Below are 13,897 nucleotides of genomic sequence, written 5' to 3'. Positions count from 1 at the left end.
ATTATACAGCTTTTTTCGTGACAAAAGAATAGTTATCCTGTAGAATGGGTAGAGATAAAGAGGTGGAAAATATGATAATTATAGCAGGACTTGGAAATCCGACAAAAGAATACGAAGGTACAAGACATAATGTAGGATTTCAGGTGATAGATAAAATCGCAGAAAAATATAATATTGCAGTGGACGCAAAAAAAGGGCGTGCCTATGTTGGAAAAGGAATCATCGAAGGTCAGAAGGTTCTTCTTGTTAAACCGCAGACTTATATGAATTTAAGTGGTGAGAGCATTCGCAAGTTGGTGGATTATTTTAAGGTAGATCCGAAAGAAGAGCTGCTTGTGATCTATGATGATATCAGTCTGAACCCGGGGCAGATCCGGATTCGTAAAAAAGGAAGTGCCGGTGGACATAACGGAATTAAAAATATTATTGCCCAGCTTGGGACAGATACATTTCAAAGAATTAAAGTCGGAGTGGGAGAAAAGCCGAAAGGATATGATCTGGCTGCCTATGTTCTCGGACATTTTCATGGAGAGGATCTGGAACTTATGGAAGAGGGATATGAAAAGGCAATTTCTGCCACAGAAGAGATATTAAAAGGTGAGATTGATGCGGCCATGAATGAGTATAACCGTAAAGTGAAGCCGAAGGAGGAGTAAAAGTGCAGGCGTTACTTAAGCCGCTTTTGGAACTGGCAGAATATGAAGATATCGTAAAAAAGAAAAAAGAAGCTCCAGGAGTTCTGATGCTGACAGGTTGTGTGAATTCCCAGAAGACTCATATGATGTATGCACTTAGCGATGGCTGTTGTTATAAAGTCATCGCCTGTTCCAGTGAGGCAAAAGCGAAACAGATTTATGAAGAGTATCGTTTTTTAGATGCAGCCATTAGTTTTTATCCGGAAAAAGACTTGCTGTTTTACCAGGCAGATATTCGTAGTAAAGAGCTGATCAGTCAGCGAATGCAGGTGATACAGGCAGTTTTAAAAGGCGAACCGATAACTGTGGTTGCTAGTTTTGATGCATTTATGGATGCACTCCTTCCAAAAGAAATGATAAAGAGCAGGGTGATCAAGATATGCTCCGACGAGACTCTGAATCTGGATGAATTGTCTGTGAAGCTGGCACAGTGTGGGTATGACAGAGAGATAGAGGTGGCAGGACCGGGACAGTTTGCGGTCCGTGGCGGCATCTTGGATGTATATCCGCTGACGGAGGAGCTCCCGGTTAGGATTGAACTTTGGGGAGATGAGGTGGATTCTATTCGAACCTTTGATCTGGAGACGCAGCGATCTATCGAGAAGCTTGACGAGGTAGAAGTGTTTCCGGCTACAGAATTTCCAGAGGAAGAAGAAAAAAGAGTTTCTTTTCTGGATTATTTTGAAAAAGAAAATACAATTCTTTTCTTAGATGAGCCTGTGCGTTTGAAGGAAAAAGGGGAAGGAGTGGAAGAAGAATTTCTGGAAGCCCAGAAACGACGTGCCCAGAGCGGATACGAAGTAGCCGACAGCGAAGCGGTGCTTTTTACAACGCAGGAGATTATGAGGAAAATGAATGAATATTCCAGCGTGGGATTTCAGGCGTTGGATATGCGTTGCCCTGGGTTGAATATCCGGGCAAGTTATAATCTTCAAACGAAAAATGTGGATCCATACAATAGAAGTTTTGAACTTCTAACGCAGGATCTGAAAAAAATGAAACGAAATCAGAGCCGTGTCATTCTGCTTTCCGGTTCCAGAACAAGAGCAAGGCGCCTGGCAGAAGATCTTCGAGATTACAATCTGAGCAGCTTTTACAGTGAAGATATGGATCGTGAAGTAGAACCGGGAGAAATTATGACTGCTTATGGTTATATTGCAGAAGGCTATGAGTATCCACTTTTGAATTTTGTTGTAATTTCAGAAACGGATATTTTCGGAAAGAATAAAAGGAAGAAAAAACGCCGTACCACTTATGAAGGGCGTAAGATTCAAAGCTTCTCGGAATTAAAACCTGGAGATTATGTGGTACATGAGAATCATGGACTGGGAATTTATCAAGGAATTGAAAAAATCGAAGTGGATAAGATTTCCAAAGACTATATGAAGATTTCCTATGCTAAGGGTGGAAATCTTTATATTCCGGCAACACAGTTGGATCTGATCCAGAAATATGCCGGTTCTGATTCAAAAAAACCAAAACTTAACCGTCTTGGAACTCAGGAGTGGACAAAGACGAAGGCAAAGGTTCGGGGGGCAGTTAAAGAAATTGCAAAAGATCTGGTAGAACTTTATGCAGCAAGACAGAATCAGGATGGGTTTGTTTACGGGGAGGATACAGTCTGGCAGAAAGAGTTTGAGGAAATGTTCCCGTATGAGGAGACAGAAGATCAGCTTCTGGCGATCAATGCTGTGAAGAAGGATATGGAAAGCCACAAGATCATGGATCGTCTGATCTGTGGTGATGTAGGTTATGGAAAGACGGAAATCGCAATCCGTGCGGCATTTAAGGCAGTACAGGAAAATAAGCAGGTGGTCTATCTGGTACCGACCACTATTTTGGCACAGCAACATTACAATACATTTTGCCAGAGAATGAAGGATTTCCCGGTCCGGGTAGATTTGATGTGCCGATTCAGGACTCCGGCTCAGCAAAGAGATACGATTCAGAACTTGAAACGCGGGCTGGTGGACATTGTGGTTGGAACCCACCGTGTGCTCAGTGGTGATATTGAGTATAAGGATCTGGGATTGCTGATCATCGACGAGGAGCAGCGTTTTGGAGTCCAGCACAAGGAGAAAATCAAAAAGTTAAAGAAAAATGTAGACGTTCTGACGTTGACGGCAACGCCGATTCCAAGAACTCTTCATATGAGCCTTATCGGAATCCGTGATATGAGCGTGCTGGAGGAGGCACCGCAGGACCGGCTGCCGATCCAGACGTATGTGATGGAATATAATGATGAGATGGTCAGGGAGGCAATCGAACGAGAATGTGCGAGAAACGGACAGGTCTACTATGTGTACAATCGAGTGGAAGACATTGCAGAGGTGACAGCGCATATTCAGAAACTTGTCCCGGAGTTAAATGTATCCTTTGCCCACGGACAGATGAAGGAGCATGAGCTTGAAAAGATCATGTATGATTTTATTAATGGAGATATTGATGTGCTTGTGTCGACAACGATTATTGAAACAGGTCTTGATATATCCAATGTAAATACCATGATCATTCACGACGCAGACCGGCTTGGCCTTTCCCAGCTCTATCAGCTTCGTGGCCGCGTCGGGCGTTCCGGGCGTATGGCCTATGCATTTTTGTTGTACCGGAAGGACAAATTATTGAAAGAGATTGCAGAGAAGCGTCTGGCGGCAATCCGGGAATTTACAGATCTTGGATCAGGATTCAAAATTGCCATGCGTGATCTTGAAATCCGTGGAGCTGGAAATCTTCTTGGTGCCGAACAGCACGGGCATATGGAAGCGGTCGGATACGATATGTACTGCAAAATGTTAAATGAGGCAGTCAAACATTTAAAAGGGGAATTATCAGAAGAGGATACATTTACGACAGCATTGGATATCAATGTCGATGCGTATATTCCGGATTCTTATATACCAAATGAATATCATAAGCTGGATATTTATAAGAGAATTGCTGCCATCGAGTCTGAGGAAGAGATGGACGATATGATAGAGGAGTTGATTGACCGTTTTGGAGATATTCCTAAAAAAGTGGAGCTCCTTCTGGAAGTAGCAAGGCTTAAGAATCTGGCGCACCAGGCGTATGTGACAGAGGTGACTCAAAAAGGTGTGACCTATACATTCCGTATGTATGAAAAAGCAAAAATCCATGTAGAGCGGATCCCGGATCTTTTAAAACAATTTCCGGAAGCTCTGTCATTTAAGGCGGATATATCGGATCCCAAATTCATTTACCAGAGAAAGAAGAAAACAAAGCGTGGTGAAGTGGAGAATCCAATTGAGGTTGTGAAAAAAGTGTTAATTGGTATAAAAGGATTGCTTGACTAGAAAAAAGAAGATATAATAAAAAAAGTGGACATTTCTTTGCCCATCAGAATGAAGGAGGATACGAAAACGATATGAAAAAGAGATTATTTGCGCTGGCTCTTGCAGGAGTATTGGCTGCTGTAACACTGACCGGATGCGGATCATTAAAAGGAGACGAGACGGTTGCGACAGTCGATGATACAAAGATTGATGCGGATCTGGCCAATTTCTTCGCAAGATATACACAGGCAACATATGAGACATATTATTCTGCTTATCTGGGAGAAGATATGTGGAATTCAGATGCTTCTGACGGAGAGACATACGAAGAATCTGTAAAGAGTTCTGTACTGAAGTCACTGGAAGATATGATTCTTCTTGAAAAGCATATGGAAGATTATGATGTGTCAATTACAGATGAAGATAAAGCAATGATCAAGGAGACAACGCAGCAGTTTCTGAATGATAATTCTTTAGATGACAAGAATCTTGTATCTGGCAATGAGAAGACTGTAAATCGTGCATTGACACTGATGGCAGTTCAGCAGAAGATGCGAACTGCGATCCAGGCCGGGGCAGATACAGAAGTCTCAGATGAAGAAGCAGCACAGAAGAGCATGGATTATGTGTTCATTTCTTATCAGACAAAAGATGATTCCGGCAACAGCAAAGACGTTTCCGATGATGAAAAAGCACAGTTAAAGTCTCAGGCAGAGGCGATTGCTTCCGGTCTGAAGGAAGGTGGAGATTTGAACGCGCTTGCAGAAGAGCAAGGGGCAACGGTTCAGACACTGACGTTTGATAAAGATACAACTTCTCCTGATGAAGATTTGATTAAAGCCGCAGATGCACTGGGCGAGGGAGAATCTACAGATGTGATTGAGACAGAAAAAGGCTGTTACGTAGCAAAAGTTACAAGCCTGTTAGATCGTACAGCAACGGACTCTAAGAAATCAAAGATTGTACAGGAACGTCAGAAAAAGCTTTATGATGATACAGTGAAAAAGTGGAGAAAAAAAGCAGATATTAAAGTGCATAAGGGTGTATGGAAAAAAGTAAGTTTCCAGAAAGTGTCTGTAAAGATGAAGACTGAGACTCAGACACCGTATACAGATCAGGTGCAGACAGATGATCGGGCTCAGACAGATAATTAAAATGCAGTAAGTCTGAAAGACATGAAAAAATTTCCATAGAGAAGAAAAGACCTGCCGGTTGGCAGGTCTTTTCTTCTCTATGGAAATTCTAAAATTATTTGAAATATGTGGATACAAGATCATTGACAAGCTTACCATCAGCTTTACCTTTTACCTTTGGCATCAGATGTTTTATGATATTTCCTTTGTCTTTTCCGGTTGGGTTCTCGATACCAAGTTCAGATAACACACCTTCGATGATTCCCTTGATCTCGTCTTCGTCCATCATTTTTGGAGCGTAGGCTCCCAGAACAGTCAGACGGCGGTTGCATTCTTCAATAATATCAGTACGGTCAGCAGGTGTCATCTCCAAAGTCTCTTTTGTCTGCTTGATTTCTTTCATGATAACCTGAATCTCTTCTTCTTCTGTCAGATCTGCACGTTTGTCGATCTGTTTATTCTTAAGAGCTGCCAGAAGCATGGATAAAGTTTCCTTTTTCTCCTTTTCGCCGGCTTTCATAGCTGCGACCATAGCACTTCTAATTTCATCAATTTTACTCATGATACATATCCTCCTCGAAATTACTACTTTTATTATACAAGACTAGATTGAAAATATCCAGCCCTGGATTTTGAAAGAAAGATTCATACAGAAATAATGCTTCATTCTGATATTAGAATTAAAAGAAAACTAACAAAAATTTTGGAAAAACAATAAGTGAGTTTGTAGAAAAAATAACTGAAATATAGTATAATATTTTTTATATCAAGAATAAATAATCTGTCATTTTACAGGTAGATGATAGAATTAGAAAGGGGAACTATAATGGGCAAAGAAATGATAGCAATGTTACTTGCCGGAGGGCAGGGCTCCAGACTGTATGCGCTGACCCAGAAGCTTGCAAAACCGGCAGTTCCATTTGGCGGAAAGTATCGAATCATAGACTTTCCACTTTCAAACTGCGTAAATTCTGGTATTGATACAGTAGGTATTCTGACTCAGTATCAGCCTCTGGAGCTGAATGAGTATATCGGAAATGGGCAACCGTGGGATTTGGACCGAATCTATGGAGGAGTTCATGTATTACCACCATATCAGAAGGCATCTGGCTCAGATTGGTATAAAGGTACAGCAAATGCAATTTACCAGAATATTTCATTTATCGAGCGCTATGATCCGGAATATGTCATTATTTTATCGGGAGATCAGATCTGCAAGCAGGATTATAGTGATTTTCTTAGATTCCACAAAGAAAAGAACGCAGAATTCAGTGTTGCGGTTATGGAAGTCCCGTGGGAGGAGGCACCAAGATTCGGACTTATGGTCACGGACGATGATGACCGTATTACGGAATTCCAGGAAAAACCGAAGAATCCGAAATCCAATCTTGCCTCTATGGGTATCTACATATTCAACTGGGATATTTTAAAACAATACCTGATTGAAGATGAGGCTGATCTGGAATCTGAAAATGATTTTGGAAATAATATTATACCGAATCTGCTGCATGATGAGAGAAAAATGTACGCGTATCACTTTAACGGATACTGGAAAGATGTGGGAACGATTCCATCTTTGTGGGAAGCGAATATGGAAGTGCTGGATCCGGAACACAGTGGAATTAACCTGTTTGATGAAGACTGGAAGATCTACAGCAGGAACAGTGGTATGCCGGGACATAAGATCTGCGCCGGAGCCAATGTAGAGAACTCGATGATCACAGATGGATGTAAGATCGCAGGCAGCGTGAAACATTCCATCTTATTTGCCGGAGTGAAAGTAGAAGCCGGAGCAGTTGTAGAAGATGCAGTCGTTATGGGCAGAACAACGATTAAAGCCGGAGCCAGTGTAAAGCATTGTATTGTTGCGGAGAATGTAGTGATTGGTGAAAATGCTGTGGTAGGAGCTATGCCGACAGAAGATGAGCAAGGAGTTGCAACCATCGGACCGGATGTCTGCGTCGGAACAGGTGCCAAGATTGGATCGAATGCCATGATCAGTGAAGATGTAAAGGACGGTGAAGAAAAATGATAAATGCAAATGCGGACGCAATGGGAATTATTTTCCCGAATAATTATGATAAGTTTGTTCCGGAACTGGTCAGCGAAAGACTAATGGCTTCCATTCCATTTGCAAGCCGTTATCGAATGATCGATTTTTTGTTATCCAGTATGGTTGGCTGCGGAATTGATAAAATAGAAGTGCTTGTTCGTGAGAATTATCATTCGCTTGTAGACCATTTAGGTGGTGGCCGAGAGTGGGATCTCAGCCGTAAGAACGGAGGACTTAGTATCTTTCCTCCATTTGCCCAGAAGTCGATTGGCAGTATGGGAGGGGGAAGAGTGGAAGCGCTCGCCAATATTCTTCCGGTACTCAAAAAGCAAAAAGAAAAATATGTGATTATGGCAGATACGAATATTGCTGCAAATTTTGATTTCAATGCGCTGATCGCACAACATGTAAAAACAGATGCAGATATTACGTTCGCTTATACAAAAGAGGAACTGCCACAGGAACTGACTGGTGCAAAAGATGCAAGTAAAGGGCTTTATTATACGTTGAAGCTGGATGGAGATAAAGTAGAAGACATCTACATCAATAAGCAGGAGCAGGGTGTGCAGAATTTCTCTATGAATATATACATTGCGAACAGAGAGTGGCTGATCGATACCATTAATGAAGCGTTTATGCGTGGAGCTATTTCACTGGAGCGGGACATCCTGATCCCGCATCTGGATACATATAAAGTCATGGCTTATGAGCATAAAGGATATGTGGCGAGAATCACCGGACTTAAGAGTTATTTTGATGAGAATATGAAACTTCTGGATGATAAGAATCTTGAGAAGCTTTTTACAGGTAATCCCATCTATACAAAGATTCGTGACGATAATCCGACCAGATACATCGGCAATGCAAAAGCAAGTAATGTTATGGTAGCAGACGGTTGTGTGATCGAAGGTGAAGTGGAGAACAGTATTTTATTCCGTGGTGTGAAGATCGCAAAAGGTGCTAAAGTGAAGAATTGTGTTTTAATGCAGGATACGATTGTTGGAGAAGGTACAAAGCTGGAATATATCATTTCAGATAAGAATGTAAAAATCACCGATGGAAAAGAATTAAAGGGTGATGAAGCATTTCCTGTATTTGTTGCGAAAGGACAGGTTGTCTAGTGAACGGGTGCATGTTATGCCCGAGACAGTGCCAGATTAAGCGAGAAGAAGGAAAGCGTGGCTTTTGTGGGGAGTCGGATTTGGTCCGGCTTTCCAGAGCCGCGCTTCATATGTGGGAAGAACCGTGTATCTCCGGGACAAATGGATCCGGAGCTGTTTTTTTCTCTGGCTGTACGCTTCGATGTGTATATTGCCAGAATTATCACATTGCCAACAGTGAGGTTGGAAAAATAGTAAGTGTTGAACGGTTATCGGAGATATTTCTGGAGCTTCAGGAACAGGGGGCGAACAATATTAACCTTGTGACACCAACGCACTTTGTACCACAGATTATCGCGGCACTGGATCAGGCAAGAAAAAAAGGGCTTAATCTTCCAATTGTTTATAATACAAGCGGCTATGAAAAGGTGGAGACTTTACGCAGGCTAAATGGACATGTTGATGTATATCTTCCGGATTTTAAATATCTGGATCCGGAGCATGCAAAGAAATATTCCGGGGCAGAAGATTATCCGGAAGTAGCAAAACGGGCACTGGCAGAAATGATAAGACAGACAGGAGTGCCACAATTTGATGAACAAGGCATCATGGAAAAAGGTGTGATTGTGAGACATTTGTTATTGCCTGGGTGTCTGAGAGATGCGAGAAGAATTGTGAAATACCTCTATGAAACATATGGTGACCAGATTTATATGAGTCTCATGAACCAGTACACTCCACTCGATACGTTGAATCGGGAAAAATATCCGGAGCTTGCCAAGAAAGTGACGAAAAAAGCATATGATGTTCTGGTGGATTATGCCATAGATCTTGGCGTGGAGCAGGCATTTATTCAGGAAGGCGAAACGGCAAAAGAAAGCTTTATTCCTGATTTTTCCTACGAAGGAGTGTAATGAAGAACAGATGCCAGAAGATATGAAGAGCTATCGGAATTTTATTATTGACATTTGAAGAGAGTTCTTGAATAACAGGAACGTGAATGATAAAAAGGTAAAGAAAATTTAACGAAGGAGTAAAGATATGGCAGACAGAGCCCAGTTTCAGAAAAAATTAGGAGAGCTTCTTGCAGTTGCAGCAAGCCAGAATAATAAAATGACCAGTCAGGAAGTGCAAGCTTTCTTCCAGGATGACAATCTTACAGATGAGCAGATGAATCTGGTTCATGAATTCCTGATGTCTCAGAAAGTGGAAGTAATCGGATATACAGGAACTATAGAAAATACAGAAAAAACAGAACAAGAAGAAAAGGATACATTAAGCCAGCAGGAAAAAGACTATGTGGCAGAGTATCTGATCGATATTGAAAAAATGGCGAAGCAGACGGAGGAAGAGGTAACACTTGCATATTATCTTCCCAAAGTTGTGGAAGAAGCAGTAAAGCTGCATATGCCGGGAATCTTTATCGGTGATGTGATCCAGGAAGGTAATGTCAGCTTGATGCTGTACTTAGGTGAGAATAAGAAAGCAACAGAAGCAGAAGTGCTGGAGCAGGTGCGCGCTGGAATCCGGGTGATGCTGGAATCCCACACCGAAGAAAAACGCCGCGATAAGAAGATGGTCGAGCGGGTGAATGATCTGGACGAGACAATCAAAAGCATGAAGGAAGAATACGGAAGAAAAGTATCGATCGATGAAGTGGCGGAGCGTATGGGTATTACGGAAGACACCGTGGAAGATATCCTGAAGCTTGCAGGCGAAGAAGTGAAGGATGAGTAAAGTGCAAAACGGAAACATTTGGAAGTATTTTCAGAGAACGTTTTGTGATATTATTCTGAAATTAACCAATCAATCAAATTGATGGATTTTATGCCATTATATGAAGAGTCCATTCCGGGATTTAAAGAAAGAATAATTTTTCCAATGTGGAATACGCAAAAAATTCTGCTTCCTTTATTAGAATAATTTTCATGCATTTTCACATAATAGCATTAAAAGTAAAATTTAGCATGAGAAGAAAGAACAGCCATGCGGAATCAATCATGGAGGAATCATATGAAGGCAACAGGAATTGTACGTCGGATTGATGACCTGGGACGTGTGGTCATTCCGAAAGAAATACGAAGAACACTTAGAATCAGAGAAGGTGATCCACTGGAGATATTTACCGACCGGGAAGGCGAGATTATATTGAAAAAATATTCACCGATCGGAGAGCTTGCTGCATTTGCAGGTATGTATGCAGACAGCCTGGCAAAAGAGGCAGGCTGCCTTGTGTGTATCTGTGATATGGATCAGGTCGTGGCAGCTTCCGGAAACGGGAGAAAAGAGGTGCAGGAAAAGTATATCAGCAAAGTTCTTCAAGGGGAACTGGAAGAAAGAAACAGTATTCTGGCAAAGGTAGATGAGAAGAAATATATCCGGGTGTTCAGGGAACAGGAAAAGGATTATGTATGGGAATCTATTACACCGATCATTTGCGAAGGAGATGTTGTGGGGGCAGTTATTTTACTGTCATCAGATGAAAAAGAGAAGTTTACAAAACTGGAACAGAAGCTGGGGGCATGTGCGGCAGGATTTCTTGGAAAGCAAATGGAGTGATAAAATTTGCAGAAGCAGTCATATTCGCCGGATCTGGGTCATACCTTGTGGTAGACAAGGAGGAAAGAGATGGAGAATATGCAAAAAAATATAAAGGTCATATGGTGGATCAAGTCACTTCTGGCTTCTTATATTGTCACCGGTATATTACTTTTGGTTTTGACATTTTTTATGTATAAATTTGAATTAAATGAAAAAATTGTATCGGCGGCAATTGTTGGAATCTATGTAGTGTCAACACTGATCGGAGGAATGATCATAGGGAAACTGACAAAATCAAAACGGTACTTGTGGGGGATGGTTCTTGGAATCATATATTTTGTATTGCTTTTGCTCATTACACTTGGAGTTTACAGAACTCTGAATGGAGACAGTGTTAGTATTGTCACATCACTGATACTATGTGCAGGCGGCGGTATGACCGGTGGTATGATATCATGAAAGACTAAAAAATAAGAGCTGCGTATATCTCTTGTAAAAAGGAAACAGATATAGGCAGCTTTTATTTTACGTACGGTTCATAATCGTAATGACGAATGTATATGTCCCTTACAGAAAGTAGAATAGTTACAGTTCGAATCAGAAAGTTTTTGCCACATGTAAAAATGTAAAGATACCAGAATGGAAAGTGTTTCCACCGGCATCTTATGAATTATGGTCTACCTGATCCATGTACTTGATGAGGCGGAAAATCTGGCTTGTATAGCCCCATTCATTATCATAGAAACAGATGACCTTAAAGAAGTGAGAATTTACTTGAATTCCCTGTCTTGCATCAAAGATAGAAGCGTGTGAATCTCCGATGAAATCAGAAGATACAACTTCATCATCTACATAATCAAGAATGCCGGACAAATATGTCATGGAGGCTTCCTTTACTTTTTTGCAGATATCCTCATAAGATGCAGACTCTTTTAGTGCGACGTTCAGATCAACGATTGAGACGTCTGTAGTTGGAACACGATAAGAAATACCACTCATCTTGTCCTTCAGAGAAGGAATGACGAGAGAGATAGCCTTAGCGGCTCCGGTTGCATCGATGATGTATTCGGCACCGCAGGAACCCCAAGGGATGGAAGCAGCATCATCTTCTGTGAAGACAGGAATCTTCTGCCCGTTAATGATACGTCCGAATCCGTTAATGCCAATTGAAATTGCCATGTTACAATTACCTCCTATAAGACATATTAATGAAGTGGCAATTTCTGATTCATTTGTAATCTAACGCAAGTGTAACATAGTAAAATTGAAAAAACCACCTTTTTGCAGGTAATTAAAATATTAACTGGAATAATTAAAAATTAACGATTCAGATAAAAATATTGCGAAAAAGAAAGGAAGATGCTATACTTATAAAAGTCAAGCAAAGACAAGGAGGAATGTAGTGATGAAACATGTGAAAACATTGAATACACAGACTCTGAACAAGACAGTGAAAAAAGGCGGTTGCGGCGAATGTCAGACATCTTGCCAGTCAGCATGCAAGACTTCCTGTACAGTAGGAAATCAGACCTGTGAGCAGAGCAAATAAGTAAAAGAACATAGGTAAAAAACCAGGAGACAGCGGTCTTAAAAGGGTCGCTGTCTCTGTTCTGTTGCCAAATAACCATTAAAATTTTAAAGAGATAGAAAAAATAGAAAAGGAGATTATTACTGTGATTCATCAGTATAAGAATAACGGATATAACATTGTTCTGGATGTATACAGTGGAGCCGTACATGTGGTTGATGACCTGTGCTATGATGTGATCGCTGTGTTGAATGAACCGGACGAAGAACCAACAGCTGAGATTTTAAAGAGTGATCTTACATGGGAGAATCTGAAAAAGCGGCTTGGAGATACATATAGCGAGGAAGATTTAAGAGATGCTCTTGATGATGTCATTGAACTGACAGAGGACGGGAAATTATTTACAAAGGATGAGTTTGAATATCTTGTTCCAATCGTGAAGAAGAGAAAGACAGTTGTAAAGGCTCTTTGCCTTCACATTGCACATGACTGTAATCTGGCCTGCAGGTACTGCTTTGCAGAAGAAGGCGAGTATCATGGAAGACGTGCTCTTATGAGTTATGAAGTCGGAAAGAAGGCATTAGATTTCCTGATCGCAAATTCCGGAAGCAGAAGAAATCTGGAAGTAGATTTCTTTGGAGGAGAGCCACTTATGAACTGGCAGGTTGTCAAAGATCTGGTAGCATACGGAAGAGAACAGGAAAAGCTTCATGACAAGAATTTCCGATTTACAGTTACGACGAACGGCGTTCTTCTGAACGATGAGATTCAGGAGTTTGTCAATAAAGAGATGGACAATGTTGTGCTAAGCCTGGATGGACGAAAAGAAATCAATGATAAGATGCGTCCGTTCCGCAACGGAAAAGGAAGCTACGATCTGATCGTGCCGAAATTCCAGAAGCTGGCTGAAAGCCGTAATCAGGAGAAGTATTATATCCGTGGGACATTTACAAGAAATAATCTGGATTTCTCCAATGATATCCTGCATTTTGCAGACCTTGGATTCAAGCAGATGTCCATTGAGCCGGTCGTAGGTGACGAATCCGATCCATATGCGATCCGCGAAGAGGATATTCCACAGATCAAAGAAGAGTATGATAAGCTTGCCAAGATTATGATTGAGCGTGAAAAAGAAGGAAAAGGATTTAACTTCTTCCACTTTATGATCGATCTGGAAGGCGGTCCATGTGTGATGAAACGTATGTCCGGCTGTGGTTCCGGAACAGAATATCTGTCTGTCACACCATGGGGAGATCTGTATCCATGCCATCAGTTTGTCGGACAGGAAGAATTCCTGGTGGGAAATGTAGACGGTGGAATTGTAAAGCCGGAGATTGCAGATGATTTCAGAAGCTGCAGTGTATATTCAAAAGAAAAATGTAAAAATTGTTTCGCTAAATTCTACTGTAGCGGTGGATGTATGGCAAACTCTTATAATTTCCATGGAACGATCCATGATTGTTATGATATTGGCTGTGAGATGCAGCGTAAACGTGTGGAATGTGCCATTATGATCAAAGCAGCACTGGCAGATGCATAATGTGTAACATAGAATCC

Annotated in this window: 13 protein-coding genes; 11 read left to right on the top strand and 2 right to left on the bottom strand. The window is 41.3% G+C overall.

From position 1 onward, the window contains the following. Window positions 1–71: 71 nt before the first annotated feature. The 3 genes from pth (at window position 72) to G593_RS0107490 (ending at window position 5,139) form a co-directional block, all read left to right on the top strand. Window positions 72–656, top strand: coding sequence for an aminoacyl-tRNA hydrolase (gene pth, locus G593_RS0107500; protein WP_029731279.1), 585 nt, complete (start codon window positions 72–74; stop codon window positions 654–656). A gap of 2 nt (window positions 657–658) precedes the next feature. Then, a complete protein-coding gene (gene mfd, locus G593_RS0107495) occupies window positions 659–4,006 on the top strand; it encodes a transcription-repair coupling factor (protein WP_029731278.1) in 3,348 nt (1,115 codons plus the stop codon). Window positions 4,007–4,077: 71 nt separating this feature from the next. Next, entirely contained in the window at window positions 4,078–5,139 is a 1,062-nt protein-coding gene (locus G593_RS0107490; RefSeq protein WP_005337760.1) for a peptidylprolyl isomerase, read from the top strand. A 94-nt stretch (window positions 5,140–5,233) separates the two neighbouring features. On the opposite strand, the gene G593_RS0107485 is transcribed toward G593_RS0107490, so the two are convergent. Continuing rightward, window positions 5,234–5,680 carry a GatB/YqeY domain-containing protein gene (locus G593_RS0107485; RefSeq protein ID WP_029731277.1) on the bottom strand — a complete coding sequence of 149 codons (447 nt, stop codon included), beginning with the start codon at window positions 5,678–5,680 and terminating at the stop codon, window positions 5,234–5,236. A gap of 264 nt (window positions 5,681–5,944) precedes the next feature. Here G593_RS0107485 and G593_RS0107480 point away from each other — a divergent pair, with 264 nt between their 5' ends. From G593_RS0107480 to G593_RS0107455, 6 genes are all read left to right on the top strand, one after another. Beyond that, window positions 5,945–7,150, top strand: coding sequence for a glucose-1-phosphate adenylyltransferase (locus G593_RS0107480; RefSeq protein WP_005337758.1), 1,206 nt, complete (start codon window positions 5,945–5,947; stop codon window positions 7,148–7,150). Next, window positions 7,147–8,292 (top strand): glucose-1-phosphate adenylyltransferase subunit GlgD, encoded by a 1,146-nt coding sequence (glgD, locus tag G593_RS0107475; RefSeq protein WP_005337757.1) that lies wholly within the window; start codon window positions 7,147–7,149, stop codon window positions 8,290–8,292. The genes G593_RS0107480 and glgD overlap by 4 nt, the downstream gene beginning before the upstream one ends. A gap of 11 nt (window positions 8,293–8,303) precedes the next feature. Then, window positions 8,304–9,185 (top strand): radical SAM protein, encoded by an 882-nt coding sequence (locus G593_RS0107470; protein ID WP_029731276.1) that lies wholly within the window; start codon window positions 8,304–8,306, stop codon window positions 9,183–9,185. 127 nt (window positions 9,186–9,312) lie between these two features. Continuing rightward, window positions 9,313–10,008, top strand: a complete 696-nt coding sequence (locus G593_RS0107465) for a sigma-70 domain-containing protein (RefSeq protein WP_029731275.1) — start codon at window positions 9,313–9,315, stop codon at window positions 10,006–10,008. Between the two features lie 276 nt (window positions 10,009–10,284). Next, a complete protein-coding gene (spoVT, locus tag G593_RS0107460) occupies window positions 10,285–10,830 on the top strand; it encodes a stage V sporulation protein T (RefSeq protein WP_005331603.1) in 546 nt (181 codons plus the stop codon). Between the two features lie 69 nt (window positions 10,831–10,899). After that, complete coding sequence (locus tag G593_RS0107455; protein ID WP_005331600.1) at window positions 10,900–11,271, top strand: TIGR04086 family membrane protein; 372 nt, start codon at window positions 10,900–10,902, stop codon at window positions 11,269–11,271. A 204-nt stretch (window positions 11,272–11,475) separates the two neighbouring features. On the opposite strand, the gene G593_RS0107450 is transcribed toward G593_RS0107455, so the two are convergent. Beyond that, the gene (locus G593_RS0107450; RefSeq protein ID WP_049946468.1) at window positions 11,476–11,991 is read right to left on the bottom strand and encodes a glyceraldehyde-3-phosphate dehydrogenase; all 516 of its coding nucleotides are present in this window, start codon (window positions 11,989–11,991) and stop codon (window positions 11,476–11,478) included. A gap of 226 nt (window positions 11,992–12,217) precedes the next feature. On the opposite strand from G593_RS0107450, the gene scfA reads away from it, so the two are divergent. Beyond that, complete coding sequence (scfA, locus tag G593_RS18485; RefSeq protein WP_005331596.1) at window positions 12,218–12,361, top strand: six-cysteine ranthipeptide SCIFF; 144 nt, start codon at window positions 12,218–12,220, stop codon at window positions 12,359–12,361. Between the two features lie 124 nt (window positions 12,362–12,485). After that, window positions 12,486–13,880: a thioether cross-link-forming SCIFF peptide maturase gene (gene scfB, locus G593_RS0107440; RefSeq protein ID WP_029731273.1), complete on the top strand. Its 1,395-nt coding sequence runs from the start codon at window positions 12,486–12,488 to the stop codon at window positions 13,878–13,880. Window positions 13,881–13,897 lie beyond the last annotated feature (17 nt).

This window comes from Dorea sp. AGR2135, from assembly GCF_000420885.1.
Classification (GTDB): domain Bacteria; phylum Bacillota; class Clostridia; order Lachnospirales; family Lachnospiraceae; genus Dorea; species Dorea formicigenerans.
This window is presented reverse-complemented; position numbering and strand designations above follow the sequence as displayed.

Excerpts from the sequence above, each read along its gene's own strand:
- G593_RS0107455 (WP_005331600.1), top strand. The coding sequence starts at position 10,900 with ATGGAGAATATGCAAAAAAATATAAAGGTCATATGGTGGATCAAGTCA.
- pth (WP_029731279.1), top strand. The coding sequence starts at position 72 with ATGATAATTATAGCAGGACTTGGAAATCCGACAAAAGAATACGAAGGT.
- spoVT (WP_005331603.1), top strand. The coding sequence starts at position 10,285 with ATGAAGGCAACAGGAATTGTACGTCGGATTGATGACCTGGGACGTGTG.
- G593_RS0107465 (WP_029731275.1), top strand. The coding sequence starts at position 9,313 with ATGGCAGACAGAGCCCAGTTTCAGAAAAAATTAGGAGAGCTTCTTGCA.
- glgD (WP_005337757.1), top strand. The coding sequence starts at position 7,147 with ATGATAAATGCAAATGCGGACGCAATGGGAATTATTTTCCCGAATAAT.
- G593_RS0107485 (WP_029731277.1), bottom strand. The coding sequence starts at position 5,680 with ATGAGTAAAATTGATGAAATTAGAAGTGCTATGGTCGCAGCTATGAAA.
- G593_RS0107480 (WP_005337758.1), top strand. The coding sequence starts at position 5,945 with ATGGGCAAAGAAATGATAGCAATGTTACTTGCCGGAGGGCAGGGCTCC.
- G593_RS0107490 (WP_005337760.1), top strand. The coding sequence starts at position 4,078 with ATGAAAAAGAGATTATTTGCGCTGGCTCTTGCAGGAGTATTGGCTGCT.
- G593_RS0107470 (WP_029731276.1), top strand. The coding sequence starts at position 8,304 with ATGTTATGCCCGAGACAGTGCCAGATTAAGCGAGAAGAAGGAAAGCGT.
- G593_RS0107450 (WP_049946468.1), bottom strand. The coding sequence starts at position 11,991 with ATGGCAATTTCAATTGGCATTAACGGATTCGGACGTATCATTAACGGG.
- scfA (WP_005331596.1), top strand. The coding sequence starts at position 12,218 with ATGAAACATGTGAAAACATTGAATACACAGACTCTGAACAAGACAGTG.